The sequence below is a fragment of the Bacillus paramycoides genome (assembly GCF_001884235.1).
In the GTDB taxonomy this organism is placed as follows: domain Bacteria; phylum Bacillota; class Bacilli; order Bacillales; family Bacillaceae_G; genus Bacillus_A; species Bacillus_A paramycoides.
The window spans coordinates 1-18,425 of sequence record NZ_MAOI01000033.1 but is presented as its reverse complement, the minus strand read 5'-3'; the positions used below and the strand labels follow the sequence as shown (position 1 = coordinate 18,425).

23 protein-coding genes and 2 pseudogenes are annotated in these 18,425 nt (G+C 38.1%); 22 read left to right on the top strand and 3 right to left on the bottom strand.

Annotated features, from left to right (window positions below):
* Positions 1–123 precede the first annotated feature (123 nt).
* The gene (locus BAU28_RS05445) at positions 124–735 is read right to left on the bottom strand and encodes a flavin reductase family protein (RefSeq protein ID WP_071717960.1); all 612 of its coding nucleotides are present in this window, start codon (positions 733–735) and stop codon (positions 124–126) included.
* 158 nt (positions 736–893) lie between these two features.
* Positions 894–1,280: a DoxX family protein gene (locus BAU28_RS05440; RefSeq protein WP_002174357.1), complete on the bottom strand. Its 387-nt coding sequence runs from the start codon at positions 1,278–1,280 to the stop codon at positions 894–896.
* Positions 1,281–1,664: 384 nt separating this feature from the next.
* Between BAU28_RS05440 and BAU28_RS05435 the strand changes: the two genes are divergently transcribed.
* The 19 genes from BAU28_RS05435 (at position 1,665) to BAU28_RS05345 (ending at position 16,055) form a co-directional block, all read left to right on the top strand.
* Positions 1,665–2,162 (top strand): PTS sugar transporter subunit IIA, encoded by a 498-nt coding sequence (locus BAU28_RS05435; RefSeq protein WP_002174356.1) that lies wholly within the window; start codon positions 1,665–1,667, stop codon positions 2,160–2,162.
* Between the two features lie 246 nt (positions 2,163–2,408).
* Positions 2,409–2,849: a low molecular weight protein arginine phosphatase gene (locus tag BAU28_RS05430; protein ID WP_002174355.1), complete on the top strand. Its 441-nt coding sequence runs from the start codon at positions 2,409–2,411 to the stop codon at positions 2,847–2,849.
* Positions 2,850–2,945: 96 nt separating this feature from the next.
* Positions 2,946–3,389, top strand: coding sequence for a ribose 5-phosphate isomerase B (gene rpiB, locus BAU28_RS05425; protein ID WP_002174354.1), 444 nt, complete (start codon positions 2,946–2,948; stop codon positions 3,387–3,389).
* Positions 3,390–3,410: 21 nt separating this feature from the next.
* A complete protein-coding gene (locus BAU28_RS05420; protein WP_082183268.1) occupies positions 3,411–4,028 on the top strand; it encodes a TIGR01440 family protein in 618 nt (205 codons plus the stop codon).
* 252 nt (positions 4,029–4,280) lie between these two features.
* Positions 4,281–5,522 (top strand): serine hydroxymethyltransferase, encoded by a 1,242-nt coding sequence (gene glyA / locus BAU28_RS05415; protein WP_002174352.1) that lies wholly within the window; start codon positions 4,281–4,283, stop codon positions 5,520–5,522.
* Between the two features lie 274 nt (positions 5,523–5,796).
* Positions 5,797–6,426: a uracil phosphoribosyltransferase gene (gene upp, locus BAU28_RS05410; RefSeq protein ID WP_000517539.1), complete on the top strand. Its 630-nt coding sequence runs from the start codon at positions 5,797–5,799 to the stop codon at positions 6,424–6,426.
* A gap of 382 nt (positions 6,427–6,808) precedes the next feature.
* The gene (locus BAU28_RS05405) at positions 6,809–6,922 is read left to right on the top strand and encodes a DUF4024 domain-containing protein (protein ID WP_000232962.1); all 114 of its coding nucleotides are present in this window, start codon (positions 6,809–6,811) and stop codon (positions 6,920–6,922) included.
* Positions 6,923–6,948: 26 nt separating this feature from the next.
* Complete coding sequence (locus BAU28_RS05400) at positions 6,949–7,173, top strand: AtpZ/AtpI family protein (protein WP_001171223.1); 225 nt, start codon at positions 6,949–6,951, stop codon at positions 7,171–7,173.
* Positions 7,173–7,565, top strand: coding sequence for an ATP synthase subunit I (locus tag BAU28_RS05395; RefSeq protein WP_002174351.1), 393 nt, complete (start codon positions 7,173–7,175; stop codon positions 7,563–7,565). Before BAU28_RS05400 ends, BAU28_RS05395 begins: the two co-directional genes overlap by 1 nt.
* Before the next feature lie 7 nt (positions 7,566–7,572).
* A complete protein-coding gene (gene atpB, locus BAU28_RS05390; protein ID WP_000399870.1) occupies positions 7,573–8,292 on the top strand; it encodes a F0F1 ATP synthase subunit A in 720 nt (239 codons plus the stop codon).
* Positions 8,293–8,348: 56 nt separating this feature from the next.
* A complete protein-coding gene (atpE, locus tag BAU28_RS05385; protein WP_000052064.1) occupies positions 8,349–8,567 on the top strand; it encodes a F0F1 ATP synthase subunit C in 219 nt (72 codons plus the stop codon).
* Between the two features lie 128 nt (positions 8,568–8,695).
* A complete protein-coding gene (gene atpF, locus BAU28_RS05380; protein WP_071717959.1) occupies positions 8,696–9,202 on the top strand; it encodes a F0F1 ATP synthase subunit B in 507 nt (168 codons plus the stop codon).
* Positions 9,199–9,741, top strand: a complete 543-nt coding sequence (atpH, locus tag BAU28_RS05375; protein ID WP_000064682.1) for a F0F1 ATP synthase subunit delta — start codon at positions 9,199–9,201, stop codon at positions 9,739–9,741. The genes atpF and atpH overlap by 4 nt, the downstream gene beginning before the upstream one ends.
* An 11-nt stretch (positions 9,742–9,752) precedes the next feature.
* Positions 9,753–11,261: a F0F1 ATP synthase subunit alpha gene (gene atpA, locus BAU28_RS05370; protein ID WP_071717958.1), complete on the top strand. Its 1,509-nt coding sequence runs from the start codon at positions 9,753–9,755 to the stop codon at positions 11,259–11,261.
* A 286-nt stretch (positions 11,262–11,547) separates the two neighbouring features.
* Complete coding sequence (atpG, locus tag BAU28_RS05365; RefSeq protein WP_000157696.1) at positions 11,548–12,408, top strand: F0F1 ATP synthase subunit gamma; 861 nt, start codon at positions 11,548–11,550, stop codon at positions 12,406–12,408.
* Positions 12,409–12,524: 116 nt separating this feature from the next.
* Entirely contained in the window at positions 12,525–13,934 is a 1,410-nt protein-coding gene (atpD, locus tag BAU28_RS05360) for a F0F1 ATP synthase subunit beta (RefSeq protein WP_048374855.1), read from the top strand.
* Between the two features lie 20 nt (positions 13,935–13,954).
* The gene (atpC, locus tag BAU28_RS05355) at positions 13,955–14,356 is read left to right on the top strand and encodes a F0F1 ATP synthase subunit epsilon (RefSeq protein ID WP_071717957.1); all 402 of its coding nucleotides are present in this window, start codon (positions 13,955–13,957) and stop codon (positions 14,354–14,356) included.
* Positions 14,357–14,569: 213 nt separating this feature from the next.
* Positions 14,570–15,355, top strand: a complete 786-nt coding sequence (locus BAU28_RS05350; RefSeq protein WP_071717956.1) for a DUF975 family protein — start codon at positions 14,570–14,572, stop codon at positions 15,353–15,355.
* Between the two features lie 46 nt (positions 15,356–15,401).
* Positions 15,402–16,055: a DUF975 family protein gene (locus BAU28_RS05345; protein ID WP_071717955.1), complete on the top strand. Its 654-nt coding sequence runs from the start codon at positions 15,402–15,404 to the stop codon at positions 16,053–16,055.
* A gap of 16 nt (positions 16,056–16,071) precedes the next feature.
* Here BAU28_RS05345 and BAU28_RS05340 read toward each other — a convergent pair.
* Positions 16,072–17,106: pseudogene (locus BAU28_RS05340) on the bottom strand (putative bifunctional diguanylate cyclase/phosphodiesterase); the annotation flags it as partial.
* A 273-nt stretch (positions 17,107–17,379) separates the two neighbouring features.
* Between BAU28_RS05340 and nuoA the strand changes: the two are divergent.
* From nuoA to BAU28_RS05325, 3 genes and pseudogenes are all read left to right on the top strand, one after another.
* Positions 17,380–17,748: an NADH-quinone oxidoreductase subunit NuoA gene (gene nuoA, locus BAU28_RS05335; RefSeq protein ID WP_000179270.1), complete on the top strand. Its 369-nt coding sequence runs from the start codon at positions 17,380–17,382 to the stop codon at positions 17,746–17,748.
* A complete protein-coding gene (gene nuoB, locus BAU28_RS05330; RefSeq protein ID WP_000236333.1) occupies positions 17,739–18,257 on the top strand; it encodes an NADH-quinone oxidoreductase subunit NuoB in 519 nt (172 codons plus the stop codon). Before nuoA ends, nuoB begins: the two co-directional genes overlap by 10 nt.
* Positions 18,254–18,425: pseudogene (locus tag BAU28_RS05325) on the top strand (NADH-quinone oxidoreductase subunit C); the annotation flags it as partial. The gene nuoB and the pseudogene BAU28_RS05325, both read left to right, overlap by 4 nt.

Sequence of the window (18,425 nt, the reverse complement as noted above, 5' to 3'; positions counted from 1 at the left end):
ACGAGCCGCTTCCACTTTTAAATATATCCAGCTTCAGTGGCTTCACGTCTTCCTACGAGGCAAAAAGCGCCTCTACGTCAGAAGCTCCATCCTCTTCCCATTCTGAACGAGCCGCTGCCACTTTTAAATCGGCCTTACTAATTCAAATTGTTCTCCTAGTTTTGCGTAGTTGTGTCCTGCTAGGCGGCTTACTGGTTTTAGTTCTTCGGCGTGAATGCGGCCGTTTTCGTATAAGTGCTCTGCAACATGGAAACGAACGACACGACCGATTAGTAAATCACAAGCTGGAGAGTCGTCGGTTCCACCGAGCGGTATAGCGCGTTCTAATATACATTCCATTCGAATGTTTGCTTCTTTCACCCCAGGTACAGAAATGACATCGCTGTCGATAGGTGTTAGTTTTGCTAATTTGATTTCACTTTCATCAGGAGGTAGGTTGGCTGCTGTTTCGTTGATCGCTTCTATGTAAGATTCATCAGAAATATGTACGACAAATTCCCCTTTTTCTATTGCGTTTCGGGAAGTGTCTTTCGGTTTTCCTTCTTTTCGTTGTACCGAAACCGAGATAAGTGGTGGATTGGCAGCAACGATATTGAAATAACTATATGGTGCGCCGTTTAATACGCCATCTTTCGTTACAGAAGTAACGAATGCAACAGGCCGCGGAATAATACTTCCCGTTAATAATTTATAATTATCTTTTTCGGTTTGTTCGTTTGGATTAATGGATAACATGTTCGTAATCCCCTTTCTAAATATGAATGCTTATTGTTTGTTTACAAGATAGCAGGGGGAAACTCCTGCTGAAAATAATATTTTGTTACATAAAAAGAACTTACTTCAAGCGTAATGAAGTAAGTTCCGTTTAAAGAATCTTGAAATCGAGATAAAAATTAAAGTAAAACGTATGCACCAGGTCCGATTAAAGCTACACCAACAGCAACAGCGATTAACATTAAATTGTATTCAAATCCGTCCTGTGTTACCCAGTAACCATTTTTTCCATGAACAGTGAAGATTGCCATTAACATTGTTCCGACGATAAATAATGAACCAATTGCAGTGAAAATACCTGATGCGAATAAGAATCCACCTAGTAATTCAGTTGCGCCAGCCATAAATGCCATAAATACACCAGGGCGTAAGCCGATTGATTCCATCCAGCCACCTGTTCCTTTCAAACCGTAACCGCCAAACCAACCAAATAATTTTTGGGCACCATGACCCATGAATGTAATTCCTATAATAAGACGAATAATAAGAAGACCGATATCCATCATTTTAAAACCCCCTAAAAGTTATTTACTTATCTTATGTAAGTAATGATAAGATAGTTACTTACTTTAGTCAAGTGTATTTTAACAAAAAAACGAAAGAAATTTTACAAATGAACAACAAAAGATAAAATGTAGTAAAGACCTCTAGACAAGAGGGCGGGAAAAAGAGAGAATATAAGTAGAAGTTAACTTTCTTATTGCTATTCAGACAATCAGAATTGACTGGAATTTTGCAAAGAGCTACAATAAGAGTCTATTAGTAATGACGTAATTTATTTCGAAAGCGTTTTTACAGTATAACTTTCGAGGTATGAAGTCTTACGTGTATCCGATCTTTAATAGAGATTGCCCTATAAACTTTAGGTAAATTATAAGGAGGACTATCCTATGTTTAAAAAATTATTCGGTTTTGGTTCAAAAACAAATGAAGAAACAATCGTAGCTCCATTAACTGGAGCAGTGAAAAATATTGAAGAAGTACCAGATCCAGTATTCGCTGGTCGTATGATGGGTGACGGTGTTGCAATCGATCCTACTGAAGGTGTAGTTGTATCTCCGGTTGATGGTGAAATCGTACAATTATTCCACACAAAACATGCTATTGGAATTAAAACAAAGAATGGTACAGAAATTTTAATTCACGTTGGATTAGAAACTGTTAAAATGGAAGGCGAAGGTTTCGAAGCTCACGTTTCTGAAGGACAAGCTGTAAAAGCTGGAGATAAGTTAATCTCATTCGACTTAGAATTAATCCGTGAAAAAGCGAAGAGCACAATTACTCCAATCGTTATTACAAACACAGATGCAACTGAGTCTATTAAGACAACTGTAGGTGTAACAGCTACAAAAGGATCAACAGAAGTAATGAAAGTTACAATGAAATAATTATTGTATAGAAGGAATCCGTTTCATATGAAATGGATTCCTTTTTTTGTTTTGTAGTATGTTCATTATGTATGTTAAAATACTCTAGGCACTTGGAAATAGGGTTTCACATATATGTGGATAAGGCGCATTTTTCTTAGAAAAAACAAAAGAAAATGCGCTTTTTGTATATTCACATTTCTTTTGTTCTATTCTAATGTACGTTATGATAAATGGTAGGAAACAGGAAAAAAGGGGTGGGCTTAGATGAAACGAGTGTTATTTGTTTGCACTGGAAATACATGCCGTAGTCCGATGGCTGAGGCTTTGCTTCGTCATTATGGAGAAGGGAAATTTGAAGTGCAATCGGCTGGTGTTTTCGCCTATCCTGGAAGCGATGCATCGATACATGCGAAGGAAGCTTTAGCTGAAAAAGGAATTTCAATAGATCATGCTTCGCAGCAGGTGAACGAAACTTTGCTTGAGTGGGCGGATATTGTAGTAACGATGACGGAAAATCATAAGCAAATTGTATTTGGGCATTATCCGAGTGTTGAAAAGAAATTGGATACATTATATGGATTAACTGAGGGAATAAGTAAGGATATTTCAGATCCATTTGGAGGATCACTTTCTATTTATAAAGAAACGCTAGAAGAGATGGAAAAACTTGTACAAACTTTACTGAAAAAACATTCAGAAGGTTGATGTTTCGTGTATAATACGATATTGGAGATCACTTTGTTCCATTAAGGTAGCGAGTGTGAAATGAAGATAATTGATTGAAACTTTGGAGGGGTAAAAATGAAAGTAGTAGTAGCATCTGATCACGGCGGTATGAATATCCGTAAAGAACTTGTAAGTTTATTAGAAGAGTTAAATATTGAATATATTGATTTAGGTTGTGAATGTGAAGCTGGTTCTGTTGATTACCCTGATTTTGCGTTTCCAGCAGCAGAAATGGTAGCGAATGGTGAAGTAGATCGCGGCATTTTAGTTTGCGGGACGGGCATTGGTATGTCGATCGCAGCAAACAAAGTAAATGGTATTCGTTGTGCGTTAGTTCATGATACTTTCAGCGCGAAAGCAACGAGAGAGCATAATGACAGCAACATGTTAGCAATGGGCGAGCGTGTAATTGGAGCTGGCCTAGCGCGTGATATCGCAAAAATTTGGTTAACAACTGAGTATGAAGGTGGCCGTCACGAAAACCGCGTAGGAAAAATTAAAACGTACGAAACAAAGTAATAGATTCTAACTATACGTAGTATGAAATATAATTTGGTGAACCAACCTGTGAAAGGAAGAGGCGTAATGACAGAAATCGTAAAGGTAAGAGAACAGCTACAAATATCGCTTTCTGATTTCCAAGAACAAGCTTCGTTACAAAGTGGTCAAATTTTTGTAGTGGGGTGTAGCACGAGCGAAGTGCTAGGTGAAAGAATTGGGACATCAGGAACGATGGAAGTGGCAGAGGCGATTTTTTCTGAATTAAAACAATTTCAAGAGCGAACAGGTATTGAATTGGCTTTTCAATGTTGCGAGCATTTAAATCGTGCTTTAGTAGTTGAGAGAGAGGTAGCGATAAAATATCAATTTGAAATTGTAACAGTTACGCCTGTTAGATCAGCAGGTGGTGCATTAGCGACGTATGCGTATCACAACTTTAAAGATCCGGTAATAATTGAGTTTATTAAAGCAGATGCAGGAATGGATATTGGAGATACATTTATTGGTATGCATTTAAAGCATGTAGCTGTTCCGGTTCGTACAAGTGTGAAGGAAATAGGGAGTGCGCATGTAACGATGGCGAAAACACGTGGGAAACTAATTGGTGGAGCACGTGCCGTCTATGCGGCAAACGAAGAAACTATGACGTGTCGTTGAAGAGAAAAATAGAAAGTCATCTAAATACTTTATATCGTAAGATAAAAGGTATGTAGTCTGACCTTATAATAGAAGAAAGAAAAGACCGATTTCGGTCTTTTTTTTTCTTTTATGATATAGAAAGTCGTGTTAGAATGTAGTTGAAAACATGAAGGTTCGAAAGAATTACAACCTGAATTTTCGTTTTTTCTGAATAAAACAAGAAAAAACTATTGGGAATCGATGTAATTCGTTCAGAAAAGGGGGATTTTGGTGGATCATTTAAAACGTCAAGATGAAAAGGTATTTGCTGCAATTGAGGCAGAACTAGGAAGACAGCGTTCAAAGATTGAGTTAATTGCTTCGGAAAACTTCGTAAGTGAAGCAGTAATGGAGGCGCAAGGTTCTGTTTTAACGAATAAGTATGCTGAAGGATATCCTGGAAAACGTTACTATGGTGGCTGTGAACACGTAGACGTAGTAGAAGATATCGCACGTGATCGCGTGAAAGAAATTTTTGGCGCTGAGCACGTAAATGTTCAACCACATTCTGGTGCACAAGCGAACATGGCAGTATACTTCACGATTTTAGAGCAAGGCGATACAGTACTTGGTATGAATTTATCTCATGGTGGTCACTTAACACACGGAAGCCCTGTTAACTTCAGTGGAGTACAATATAATTTCGTAGAATATGGCGTGGATGCTGAATCTCACCGTATTAATTACGATGATGTATTAGCAAAAGCGAAAGAACATAAACCAAAATTAATCGTTGCAGGTGCAAGTGCATACCCTCGTGTTATCGATTTCAAACGATTCCGTGAGATTGCAGATGAAGTGGGCGCATACTTAATGGTTGATATGGCACATATCGCTGGTTTAGTAGCAGCTGGTTTACATCCAAACCCAGTACCACATGCACACTTCGTTACAACAACGACACATAAAACATTACGCGGCCCACGTGGTGGTATGATTTTATGTGAAGAGCAATTTGCAAAACAAATTGATAAATCAATCTTCCCTGGTATTCAAGGTGGCCCACTTATGCACGTAATTGCTGCAAAAGCTGTTGCATTTGGTGAAACACTACAAGATGATTTTAAAACATATGCACAAAATATTATCAACAATGCGAACCGCTTAGCTGAAGGCCTTCAAAAAGAAGGACTTACACTTGTTTCTGGTGGAACAGACAATCATTTAATCTTGATCGATGTTCGTAACTTAGAAATTACAGGTAAGGTAGCCGAGCACGTATTAGATGAAGTTGGTATTACAGTAAACAAAAATACAATTCCATTTGAAACAGCAAGCCCATTTGTAACAAGCGGCGTACGTATCGGTACGGCAGCTGTAACATCTCGTGGTTTCGGTTTAGAAGAAATGGATGAGATTGCAGCAATTATTGCTCATACATTAAAAAATCATGAGAATGAAGCTGCATTAGAAGAAGCACGTAAACGTGTAGAGGCGTTAACAAGCAAATTCCCAATGTACACAGATCTATAATAGATTGAAAAAGACTGCTGAGACATAATTGTTTTGGCAGTCTTTTTTTGAGAACATATATTGTTTTTAAAGTATGTATACAAATGATGAATAAATTTTGGCGATATAATGAAGGATACAGCTCCCATAATTGGTAAAGATACTAGATAGATTCATTCTAATTCACGATTTTACCAAATTTGCCCTTGAATATTAGTAGCGTTTTCTTTACAATCGTAAATAGTGCAAAAAAGCGTGTGAAAACGCATGAATATCATCTAAAGGAGAGATTCACATGGGAAAACTGTATGTATTTGATCACCCGTTAATTCAACATAAGATTACATATATTCGCGATAAGAATACAGGTACGAAAGATTTTCGTGAATTAGTGGACGAAGTAGCAAGCTTAATGGCTTTCGAAATTACTCGCGACCTTCCACTTAAAGACATTGAAATTGAAACACCTGTAAGCAAAGCAACAACAAAAGTGATCGCTGGTAAAAAACTTGGTTTAATTCCGATTTTACGTGCAGGTTTAGGAATGGTTGATGGAATTCTGAAATTAATTCCAGCAGCAAAAGTAGGACACGTTGGTTTATACCGTGACCCTAAAACATTGCAACCGGTAGAATACTATGTGAAACTTCCAACGGATGTAGAAGAGCGTGACTTTATCGTACTAGATCCGATGTTAGCTACAGGTGGTTCTGCAGCTGAAGCAATTAATTCTCTGAAAAAGCGCGGTGCGAAACAAATTAAATTAATGTGTATCGTAGCTGCTCCAGAAGGAGTAAAGGTAGTACAAGAAGAGCATCCTGATGTTGATATTTATGTAGCAGCATTAGATGAAAAATTAAATGACCATGGTTATGTAGTTCCAGGCCTTGGTGATGCTGGTGACCGTTTATTCGGAACGAAGTAAGACAACAGACGAGAGGGGGATTCCCCTCTCGTCTTTTTTTGTACTCCCCAGGGGGCGGGGGAGGGGGAGGGGAGATAAATATACAGCGTATATGCAACATAAGTTGCATATATATATCATATAATATAGAAGTCTTACGTCTAAAGAACACTATATTATGGAAGGAAAGCATTATATCTTAAAAATATAATAGTGACAAACTTGTGAACATTTTCTTCTATTATAAAGAGAAAACGGCTAGAAATCGCATATCTCTAACCAGTATTTAGAAGGGGAACGTTTTCATTTTTGGGAGGAAATACCTAATACTCAAATTTTTTGATTTTTTACGATTTCTCGTTGACACTGTTAATACCCTATTGTATGCTAACAACGGGGATAGATGGTAGGGCTTTCAGTGACAAAATTACATCTATTCCGTGACGAAAATGTAAACTTTTTATTTTGTATAGGATTTATGCAAAAAAATGAGTTATTATTAACACATCGTGAATGAGGGTTACATATTGGAGGGATGAATCCTTGCAAAAAAACGATCGCAGCCATATAAAAGCTTATGCTTTAATGTCAGGAATTCTTGCTCAGTTAGTCGGTTCTATTCTTGTTGGAATCTTTGGTGGGCAATGGATTGATAATAAGGTTGGAACGTTTCCATTGTTTCTTATTATAGGGTTATTACTCGGGTTAGGAACAGGGGTATACGCAATGATTCGACTCATTCGACATTACTATTCGGGAGAGCAATGATGATAGACGTACATGGACTTGTCCAAAGACAAAAGAAATATATGTACTACTTGCTTGCGCTTCTAGTGCTAGGATGGGGATTTACCTCTTACAAGGATGTATTTCTTGGGCTGATTATCGGAACGATTTTCAGTTTTCTTAGTTTGCGCATCATTGCACGTAGAACAGACAAGCTACTAGATCGCGTAACAAAGGGAGAAAACGTGAAGTTTAAGGCGACAGCGGTAAGTACATATTCAAGATTCGCCACGATTGGGTTATTAATTTTATTTGCAGCCAAATATCAAGAGTTAATTGCGATGTGGGGCTTAGGTGTAGGATTGCTGACAGGATACCTTGTCATGATCATAGATTTTCTTTATTTAGAGTATAAGAGCAGGGAAGAGAGGTGAATTACTAGTGGAACACGGTAAATTAGTTGAATTTCTAGGTTTAACGTTCGATTTGTCATCAGTTATGATGGTTACTGTAGCAGCAGTTATTGTTTTCTTAATCGCTGTTATCGGAACTCGCAGCTTAGCTCTTCGCCCAACAGGAATGCAAAACTTCATGGAATGGGTGTTTGACTTCGTGAAAGGAATTATCAATAGTACGATGGACTGGAAAACAGGTGGACGTTTCTTAACGCTTGGCGTTACGCTTATCATGTTTATCATCGTATCGAACTTCCTTGGTTTACCATTCATGTATTCAGCAACTGAAGCTGGCGAACATATTGCATGGTGGAGATCACCAACGTCTGATCCAGCAGTTACATTAACATTAGCCGTGATGGTAGTTACCCTCACCCATTATTATGGAATTAAGATGAAGGGTACGAAAGAATACGTTAAAGGTTATTTCCAACCTATGAAATTCTTATTCCCATTAAAGGTTATTGAGGAGTTTGCTAACACATTAACGTTAGGTCTTCGTTTATTTGGTAACATTTACGCGGGTGAAATCTTATTAGGATTACTTGCTAAGTTAGGTGGAGCATCATTCCTTGGTGCATTAGGTGCACTTGTACCGATGTTAGCATGGATGGGATTCAGTGTATTCGTTGGTTCAATCCAGGCGTTTATTTTCGTAATGTTAACGATGGTTTATATGGCTCATAAAGTAAGCCATGACCATTAATATAATTTAAGTAAGAAAAAAATTATTTTTTTATAATACAAAGGAGGACAAATTAAATGAGTTTAGGTGTAATCGCAGCTGCAATTGCAATTGGTTTATCAGCATTAGGTGCAGGTATTGGTAACGGTCTTATCGTATCACGTACAATCGAAGGTGTTGCTCGTCAACCAGAATTAAAAGGCGCACTTCAAACAATTATGTTCATCGGGGTTGCTTTAGTTGAGGCACTTCCAATCATCGGTGTAGTTATTGCATTCATCGTAATGAACAAATAAGGGAGACTCCCCTTACATAGATGGCGAAGAGTGTTTTTCCGAACTTTCTTCGCCATTGCTTTATGAACGAAATATATGTCTTTTTTTTCATATAGTCAATTTAGAAATCTCGAAGGGAGTGAATCCTTGTGCCAACTTTATTATTAGGAGCTGCCATTCCGTTTGGAACGATTGCTTATACACTATTCGTGTTCCTAGTTTTATTAGTAATGTTACGCAAATTTGCGTGGGGTCCTTTAATGGGCATTATGAAAGAACGTGAAGAGCATGTTACTAATGAAATCGATGCTGCTGAAAGAAGTAATGCAGAAGCGAAAAAATTAGTAGAAGAACAACGTGAAATGTTAAAACAATCACGTGTTGAAGCACAAGAGTTAATCGAAAGAGCGAAAAAGCAAGCTGTAGATCAAAAAGATGTTATTGTTGCTGCTGCGAAAGAAGAAGCAGAATCAATTAAAGCATCTGCTGTACAAGAAATTCAACGCGAAAAAGAGCAAGCGATTGCTGCTTTACAAGAACAAGTCGCTTCTTTATCTGTTCAAATTGCTTCTAAAGTAATTGAGAAAGAATTAAAAGAAGAAGATCAAGTGAAGTTAATTCGCGATTATATTAAAGAAGTAGGAGAAGCGCGATGAGCAATGGGATTGTAGCAAAACGTTATGCTGTCGCTCTTTTTAAAATTGCAAAAGAAAAACACGTATTAGAAATGTTTGAAGAGGAATTACGCCTTGTACAAAACGTTTATGTAAAGAACGGAGAACTACATAGCTTTTTAACGCAACCGAACATTTCAAAAGAGCAGAAGAAAACGTTTCTTGCAAACGTATTCGGATCTGTTTCTGAATCTATTTTAAATACGTTATACATTTTAATTGATAACAAGCGCATTGATATCTTACCTGAAATTGCAGATGAATATGTTGTTCTTGCTAATGAAGAACGTAACGTAGCGGATGCAACTGTTTATTCTATTCGTCTTCTATCGGAAGAAGAGAAGCTTAACATTGCAGAAGCATTTGCAAAGAGAACGGGAAAAGACGCAATTCGCGTGAAAAATGTTGTAGATGAAGATTTACTAGGCGGCATTAAAGTACGTATTGGAAATCGCATTTATGACGGAAGTTTACAAGGAAAATTAGCACGTATTCAGCGTGAATTAATGAAGAATAGATAGGGGTGAAGCACATGAGCATCAGAGCTGAGGAAATTAGCGCACTGATAAAGCAACAAATCGAGAACTATCAGTCTGAAATCGAAGTTAGTGATGTTGGTACAGTTATCCAAGTTGGTGACGGTATCGCGCGTGCTCATGGTCTTGATAACGTTATGGCTGGTGAACTTGTAGAGTTCTCTAACGGCGTTATGGGACTAGCACAAAACTTAGAAGAAAACAACGTAGGTATCATTATCTTAGGACCTTACACAGAAATCCGTGAAGGTGACGAAGTTCGTCGTACTGGTCGCATCATGCAAGTACCAGTAGGAAAAGAACTAATCGGTCGTGTTGTAAACCCATTAGGTCAACCAGTTGATGGTTTAGGCCCAATCAATACAACAAACACTCGTCCAATCGAAAGTCCAGCACCAGGTGTAATGGATCGTAAATCTGTTCATGAGCCACTTCAAACAGGTATTAAAGCGATCGATGCTCTTGTACCAATTGGCCGTGGTCAACGTGAGTTAATCATTGGTGACCGTCAAACAGGTAAAACAGCAGTTGCACTTGATACAATCATTAACCAAAAAGATGAAGATATGATTTGTATCTATGTAGCTATCGGACAAAAAGAATCAACTGTACGTAACGTAGTAGAAACACTACGTAAGCACGGTGCATTAGATTACACAATCGTTGTAACTGCATCAGCTTCTCAACCAGCTCCATTATTATACCTAGCTGCTTATGCTGGTGTAACAATGGGTGAAGAGTTCATGTACAATGGTAAACACGTATTAGTAGTATATGATGACTTATCAAAACAAGCAGCGGCTTACCGTGAGCTGTCATTACTATTACGTCGTCCTCCAGGTCGTGAAGCGTATCCAGGGGATGTATTCTACTTACATTCTCGTTTATTAGAGCGTGCAGCAAAATTAAGTGATGCAAGAGGCGGCGGTTCTTTAACTGCACTACCTTTCATCGAAACACAAGCAGGGGACGTATCAGCTTACATCCCAACAAACGTAATTTCTATTACGGACGGACAGATCTTCTTACAATCTGACTTATTCTTCTCTGGTGTACGTCCAGCGATTGATGCAGGTACTTCTGTATCTCGTGTTGGTGGATCTGCTCAGATTAAAGCAATGAGTAAAGTATCAGGTACACTTCGTCTTGACCTTGCATCTTATCGTGAGTTAGAAGCGTTCGCTCAGTTCGGTTCTGACCTTGATAAAGCAACACAAGCGAAATTAAACCGTGGTGCTCGTACAGTTGAAGTATTAAAACAAGGATTACACAAACCGTTACGTGTAGAGAAACAAGTTATCATTCTTTACGCTTTAACACGTGGATTCCTAGATGATATCCCAGTAGCAGATATCACTCGTTTCGAAGAAGAATTCCATGCTTGGTTAGATTCAAATGCAGCTGACTTATTAAGCGAAATCCGCACAACTAAGAAACTTGCGGATGACGACAAATTTGCAGCAGCAATTAACGGATTTAAAAAAGTATTCGTAGCTTCTGAATAATAAAAGCATAAGCGCCTCGTCCTGAATGTGAGGGGGATGGAGCTTCCGACGAAGAGGCGGTCTTTGCCTCGTAGGAAGAAGTGAAGCCACCGAGCATTCAAGCCGCTGGAGCTAGATAATATAAAAGGCAACTCAAGTTTTGAGATTGCTGACGGTTATGTAAAGGAAAAGAGTAGGTGTACCTATTCTTTTCCTTCAATCATGAGCAAGAATATCTTGCAAACTAGATTAGGAAGAGGATTCTTACTAATCGTGCCAACTTCCGGAAAAAAGGTGGTGAAAACCTGTGGCATCTTTACGCGATATAAAAGCGAAGATTAACTCGACAAAGAAAACGAGTCAAATTACGAAAGCGATGGAGATGGTATCTGCATCTAAGTTAAACCGTGCAGAGCAAAATGCTAAATCTTTCGTTCCGTATATGGAAAAGATTCAAGAAGTAGTAGCGAGCATTGCGCAAGGAAGTAAAGGGATTAATCATCCAATGCTAAATGCGCGTCCTGTAAAGCGTACGGGATACATCGTTATTACATCTGATCGCGGACTAGCAGGTGGTTATAACAGTAACGTATTACGTACAGTAAGTAACGTAATTCGTGAACGTCATAATATGGATTCAAACCAATATTCAATTATTGTGCTTGGACGACTAGGACGTGATTATTTAAAACGTCGCGGCTTTAACATCATTGATGAAGTAGTTGGATTATCTGACCACCCATCATTTACTGATATTAAAGATCTTGCTTCTCGAGCAATTGCGATGTTCGCAGATGGTGCTTATGATGAGCTGTATATTTACTACAATCATTATGTAAGTAAAATTTCACAAGAAGTAACGGAAAATAAAATTTTACCGCTTACGGATGTGGCGTCTGACAAACCGACGACAGCCTATGAATTCGAACCTTCTGAAGAAGAAATTTTAAAAGTATTATTGCCACAATACGCAGAAAGCTTAGTGTACGGTGCATTACTAGACGGTAAAGCAAGTGAGCATGCGGCGCGTATGACAGCAATGAAGAGTGCTACAGACAACGCAATGGAAGTTATCGATTCACTTACACTTTCATTCAACCGTGCGCGTCAAGCAGCGATTACGCAAGAGATTACGGAAATCGTTGGTGGAGCAGCAGCGTTAGAATAGTATTAAAAAGCGTAGGCGGTTCTTTCAGGAGAACCGCGTAAGCTAAACTAATAAAAATTAAAAGCCGACTTCTCTTAGAAAGTGGGCTAATTAAAAGAAAGCTAGGAGGGAACCCGATGAATAAAGGGCGCGTTACGCAAATCATGGGTCCGGTTGTAGACGTTAAGTTTGATGGCGGAAAGCTACCAGAAATCTACAACGCCCTTACGGTAAAACAAAGCAACGAAAACGGAGCAAACATTAACTTAACATTTGAAGTTGCACTTCATTTAGGTGATGATACAGTTCGTACAGTTGCGATGTCTTCCACAGATGGACTTGTTCGTGGCACAGAAGTAGAAGATACTGGTAAAGCAATCTCTGTACCAGTTGGTGATGTAACACTTGGTCGTGTATTCAACGTATTAGGTGATGCAATTGACTTAGATGGTGAAGTTCCTGCGGATGTACGTCGTGATCCAATTCACCGTCAAGCACCTGCATTCGAAGAATTATCTACTAAAGTAGAAATTCTTGAAACTGGTATTAAAGTAGTAGACTTACTTGCTCCTTACATTAAGGGTGGTAAGATCGGTCTATTCGGTGGTGCCGGTGTAGGTAAAACAGTATTAATTCAGGAATTAATTAACAACATCGCACAAGAACACGGTGGTATCTCTGTATTCGCCGGTGTAGGTGAGCGTACTCGTGAAGGTAACGACTTATACCACGAAATGAGCGATTCTGGCGTAATTAAGAAAACTGCGATGGTATTCGGACAAATGAACGAGCCACCTGGAGCACGTCAACGTGTTGCATTAACAGGTTTAACAATGGCTGAGCATTTCCGTGATGAGCAAGGACAAGACGTACTACTGTTCATCGATAACATCTTCCGTTTCACGCAAGCAGGTTCTGAAGTATCCGCCCTTCTTGGTCGTATGCCATCTGCGGTAGGTTACCAGCCAACACTTGCAACAGAAATGGGTCAATTACAAGAGCGTATTACATCTACAAATAAAGGGTCTATCACGTCTATCCAAGCGGTATATGTACCAGCCGATGACTATACTGACCCAGCACCAGCTACAACGTTCGCTCACTTAGATGCAACAACAAACTTAGAGCGTCGTTTAACACAAATGGGTATTTACCCAGCCGTAGATCCATTAGCATCTACATCTCGTGCACTTTCTCCAGAAATCGTAGGAGAAGAGCATTATGAAGTAGCTCGTCAAGTACAGCAAACTTTACAGCGTTATAAAGAGCTTCAAGATATCATCGCTATCTTAGGTATGGATGAGTTATCTGAAGAAGATAAGTTAGTTGTACATCGTGCTCGTCGTATTCAATTCTTCTTATCACAAAACTTCCACGTAGCGGAGCAGTTTACAGGTCAAAAAGGTTCTTACGTACCTGTAAAAAATACAGTTAGTGGTTTCAAAGAAATTCTAGAAGGAAAATATGATGACCTTCCAGAAGATGCATTCCGTCTTGTTGGTAGCATTGAAGAAGTTATTGAAAACGCGAAGAAAATGATGGCGTAAGGCCTTAGGAGGGACGAATTATGAAGACATTTCCAGTCAGTATTGTAACTCCTGATGGACCGGTTTACGAAAAAGAAGTAGAAATGGTAAGTGTAAAAGCAGAGAGTGGGGAAATGGGGATCTTACCAGGTCACATTCCGACTGTTGCACCATTAAAAATTAGTGCAGTTCGTCTGAAAAATGGTGGACACACTGATTATGTAGCAGTAAGCGGTGGCTTTATCGAAGTTCGTCCAGATAAAGTAACTGTATTATCACCATCTGCTGAAGAAGCAAACCATATCGATATCCATCGTGCAAATGAAGCGAAGCGTCGTGCTGAGCAACGTATGCAAGATAAACAAGCACATGTTGACTTTAGACGTGCAGAAATGGCCTTGCAGCGTGCTGTGAACCGTTTAAACGTTACCGATATGAAGTAAAAAAACGTAAAGGCCTCGCCTTTACGTTTTTTTTTATGGAGATAAATGAAAAGAACTGCAGGTTAGTTTTTTGTTATGCATAGCTGTGTTCTACTCAAATGTCGAAAATGAATTAAACAGATAGAATAAACTAACAAAATTGGTATAATTATATTATTGCTTGTATAAGTAGATAATATATAACAAGTTATATTTTATAAAGGGGATGAATTAATGATCGGGGAAATGAAACAAGAAGCATTGCACTCTTTAAAGGGAAAATGGGGACTAGGTGTCGGATCAACGATTTTATATTTTATTTTAAGTTATGTTGTTGCACTGGCTGCAATGCTTATACTTTTAATTCCAGGCCTTATTATATTTTTCGGAATTGCTGGTTTAACTGGTTCACTTGAAGAGGAAACAATTTCAATTGGGGCAGGTATTACATTTGGAATTCTTTATTGCATAATGATGATTTTGAGTAATGCATCTTATGGTATTACATCATACGGTTATACGAATGTGTTGCTACAAATTAGTAAAAGAGACGATGCTAGAGTAGATTATTTATTTGAAGGATTTCGTGGCTTTAAGAGAATGATGAAAACAATGTGGGCTATGCTTGCGATTTTATTATATACAGGTACATGGATCCCAGTGCTATTAATAGGTTTATTCTCGTTTTTTGGTGGGGAAGGGAATGTATCGTTAATAATTGCGTTCTTCGTACTATTAGCTATTTCAGTTGTTGTAATGATTGTGACGTATTTTTCTTATGGGATGACATATTATGTTATGATTGAAAATCCAGATTATAGCGTTTCACAGGCGATGAAAGAAAGTAAGAACATCATGAAGGGGCATAAGCTAGATCTATTTCTTTTATGGCTTAGCTTCATAGGATGGGCTATTTTAGCGATGCTTACATTTGGAATAGGATTTCTTTGGCTTAGTCCATATATGGGTACAACGACAGCGCATTTTTATCGCTACATTTCAAAAGGTGAATTGCAGTAGGAACGTGCTATACTAATAGAATTATTACGTATAGGAGGCTCTAATTATGATTAGTGATTTAAAAGGAGAAGCACTAGATTCTCTAGAAGGAAAATGGGGAGTAGGCGTAGGGGCTACATTACTTGTATGGGCTCTTACATCAGCTTTTGGTTTTAGTATCCAGTTTGTTTTTTCGCAAGCGTGGGGCTGGGAAGAAGCGAATAAATCACTTTCGCTAGACATTATTACAATGTTTCTGGTTGGTCCATTGACGCTAGGAGGCTATTATTTAGCACTACATATCATTCGTGAAAAAGAAGTTCGTATTGGACAGCTATTCAGATGGTTTACAGAAGGTAATAAATTTATAAAGTCATTTTTAGTATATTTGTTGGTCAATATTTATCTTATTTTATGGTCTTTACTTTTCATTATTCCAGGCATTATTAAATCGTTCTCTTATGCGATGACGTATTTTATTTTAAATGATCATCCTGAGTATTCAATGAACCAAGCCATTACAGAAAGCCGTCGTATGATGAATGGGCATAAAATGGAGTATTTCATATTATGTTTAAGTTTTATTGGTTGGTTTATATTAAGTGTTATTACAATAGGAATTGGATTCTTATGGTTAACTCCATATTTTTATACAACGAAAGCAGCGTTTTATAAAGAAATTGCAGAAGAATACTATGAGAAAAAAACTCCTGTACTATAAAAGCACCCAGTGTGAATTAATTATTCATACTGGGTGTTTTTTGTAGAAATTTTATAAACTGTTTACTGCCTAACGGTTTACTGAAATAGTAACCTTGCATATATCTACAGTTATTTTTTTGTAAAAATTTAAGTTGTTTTTCTGTTTCAATTCCTTCAGCAATGACAGAGAGGTTTAAAGTGTTTGCAAGAGAGAGAATGGTTGAAACAATGGCCCTTTCCTCGGCCCGATGATCGGCTAGTTGTGTAAATTCTCTTGGCACTTTTAATGTATCGATAGGGGAAATCGACAAATATGCAAGAGAAGAGTACCCGGTACCGAAGTCATCAATAGATGTTTGAATGCCATACTCTTTTAATTGTTTTAGTCGTAATAACGTTTCTTTTTCATCAATCATTGCAATTCGTTCTGTTAATTCAAGTGTTACATATTTAGGATCAACACCAACGTCTTTTAGTATGTGTGCAATATTCTCGAGTAACTGATCTTGTTGAAACTCTTTTGCTGATAAGTTAACGCTCATCTTTAAATCCTTGTAGCCAAGGGCTTGCCATAGTTTTAGTTGGCGGCAAGACTCTCGTAACACCCAATGACCGAGCGGTATGACTTGCGGAGTCTCTTCTACAATTGGAACGAATTCACACGGTGAAATTTCACCTAAAAGGGGATGCTTCCAGCGTATTAAAGCTTCGACACCAATGACCTTATTCGTTGTAATATCAACTTGTGGTTGATAGACGAGAAAGAATTCTTTATTTGCTAAAGCGAGTGGTAAATCTTTTTCGATTCGGGCTTTTCGTTCCATTTTTTTATATAGTTCTTTTGTATAAAGCGAGCTACCATTCTTCCCTTTGTTTTTTGCTTCGTACATGGCCATATCAGCATGTTGCAAAATAGACAACGGATCTTCGCCTGCTTCAGGGTATATGGCAATCCCGATACTTGACGAGATTTGTAAATGTTGATTTTCAATTTCGAATGGTTCATTCATAGATACTACAATCATATCAGCTATTTTTTGTACATCTTTATCTTTTTTATAATCTTCTATCTTTTGTATTTTATGTTTTTTAGGATTGTTTGCAAAACATATATCATTTCTATGTTTATTTTACACATTTATAATGAGTTGTAATAATAGATTTTCTTAGTAATTATTAATTGTTGTTTCTGTTCCCAATATATCGACATAGGAATTTGAAGTTTGCTATAATGATTAAAATAGTTGCATTATTTAGAAAAATTTAAAAATAATAAATGATGCAAGTAAGACATATTGTTTACTATGTGAACTTGTTCTTAATTCAGGGGGGAGGGTTTCACAATGGCAAGTGTATATGAAAATAGTTATATGATCGTTTTGATTTTCTTGCTATTAGGTATATTGCTGCCGGTAGTGGCTCTTACATTAGGAAAAATGCTGCGTCCAAATAAACCGAGTGCAGCGAAAGCGACGACGTATGAGAGTGGAATTGAGCCTTTTCATGATGCGAATATTCGGTTTCATGCTCGTTATTATATTTTCGCTTTATTGTTTGTCATCTTTGATGTAGAAACTTTATTTTTATATCCATGGGCTGTTGCATATGACAAGCTTGGCTTATTTGCACTGATTGAAATGCTCATTTTTGTTGTGATGTTGTTGGTTGGATTAGCGTATGCTTGGAAAAAGAAGGTGCTACAATGGTTATAAATTTTGAAGAATTACACCCACAGGAGCGGGCGGAATTAGAAAGGAATATCTTTTTTTCTACATTGGAACAGTTGAAGGGATGGGCGCGGAGCAACTCTTTATGGCCGATGACATTTGGACTGGCATGCTGTGCAATTGAAATGATGGGAGTAGGTTCATCGCATTACGATTTAGATCGATTTGGGTCCTTCTTTCGGACTTCACCAAGGCAATCGGATGTCATGATTGTATCAGGAACAGTAACAAAGAAAATGGCTCCTATTGTTCGTCGTTTATATGATCAAATGCCTGAGCCGAAGTGGGTAATTGCCATGGGCTCTTGTGCAACAGCTGGTGGTCCGTATGTGAATTCGTATGCTGTTGTGAAGGGTGTAGATCAAATCGTACCAGTTGATGTGTATATTCCAGGATGTCCTCCGAACCCTGCAGCTTTAATTTATGGAATCAATAAATTGAAAGAGAAAATTCGTTACGAGGCGAAGACTGGGAAGCAGGTGACGAATAAATGAGTGATCCAAATAAAGATTTAGAGGATATGAAAAGAGAGGCAGCTAGACATGCGAAAGAGGAGGCCCGAAAACGACTGGCCGCGAAGCATGGCGAGGAAATGTCTAAACTTGAAGGAGAATATCGAGAAAAAGAGAAAGCGCTACCAAAAGATAGGGAGATTGATGTAG

Bases quoted from the DNA above. Each gene is read 5' to 3' on its own strand.
- BAU28_RS05440 (WP_002174357.1), bottom strand. From the start codon at position 1,280: ATGATGGATATCGGTCTTCTTATTATTCGTCTTATTATAGGAATTACA.
- nuoA (WP_000179270.1), top strand. From the start codon at position 17,380: ATGGCAAGTGTATATGAAAATAGTTATATGATCGTTTTGATTTTCTTG.
- BAU28_RS05430 (WP_002174355.1), top strand. From the start codon at position 2,409: ATGAAACGAGTGTTATTTGTTTGCACTGGAAATACATGCCGTAGTCCG.
- BAU28_RS05345 (WP_071717955.1), top strand. From the start codon at position 15,402: ATGATTAGTGATTTAAAAGGAGAAGCACTAGATTCTCTAGAAGGAAAA.
- BAU28_RS05405 (WP_000232962.1), top strand. From the start codon at position 6,809: ATGGTAGGGCTTTCAGTGACAAAATTACATCTATTCCGTGACGAAAAT.
- atpH (WP_000064682.1), top strand. From the start codon at position 9,199: ATGAGCAATGGGATTGTAGCAAAACGTTATGCTGTCGCTCTTTTTAAA.
- BAU28_RS05420 (WP_082183268.1), top strand. From the start codon at position 3,411: ATGAAATATAATTTGGTGAACCAACCTGTGAAAGGAAGAGGCGTAATG.
- BAU28_RS05395 (WP_002174351.1), top strand. From the start codon at position 7,173: ATGATAGACGTACATGGACTTGTCCAAAGACAAAAGAAATATATGTAC.
- atpA (WP_071717958.1), top strand. From the start codon at position 9,753: ATGAGCATCAGAGCTGAGGAAATTAGCGCACTGATAAAGCAACAAATC.
- atpD (WP_048374855.1), top strand. From the start codon at position 12,525: ATGAATAAAGGGCGCGTTACGCAAATCATGGGTCCGGTTGTAGACGTT.
- nuoB (WP_000236333.1), top strand. From the start codon at position 17,739: ATGGTTATAAATTTTGAAGAATTACACCCACAGGAGCGGGCGGAATTA.
- upp (WP_000517539.1), top strand. From the start codon at position 5,797: ATGGGAAAACTGTATGTATTTGATCACCCGTTAATTCAACATAAGATT.
- atpC (WP_071717957.1), top strand. From the start codon at position 13,955: ATGAAGACATTTCCAGTCAGTATTGTAACTCCTGATGGACCGGTTTAC.
- BAU28_RS05350 (WP_071717956.1), top strand. From the start codon at position 14,570: ATGATCGGGGAAATGAAACAAGAAGCATTGCACTCTTTAAAGGGAAAA.
- rpiB (WP_002174354.1), top strand. From the start codon at position 2,946: ATGAAAGTAGTAGTAGCATCTGATCACGGCGGTATGAATATCCGTAAA.
- BAU28_RS05445 (WP_071717960.1), bottom strand. From the start codon at position 735: ATGTTATCCATTAATCCAAACGAACAAACCGAAAAAGATAATTATAAA.
- BAU28_RS05435 (WP_002174356.1), top strand. From the start codon at position 1,665: ATGTTTAAAAAATTATTCGGTTTTGGTTCAAAAACAAATGAAGAAACA.
- atpE (WP_000052064.1), top strand. From the start codon at position 8,349: ATGAGTTTAGGTGTAATCGCAGCTGCAATTGCAATTGGTTTATCAGCA.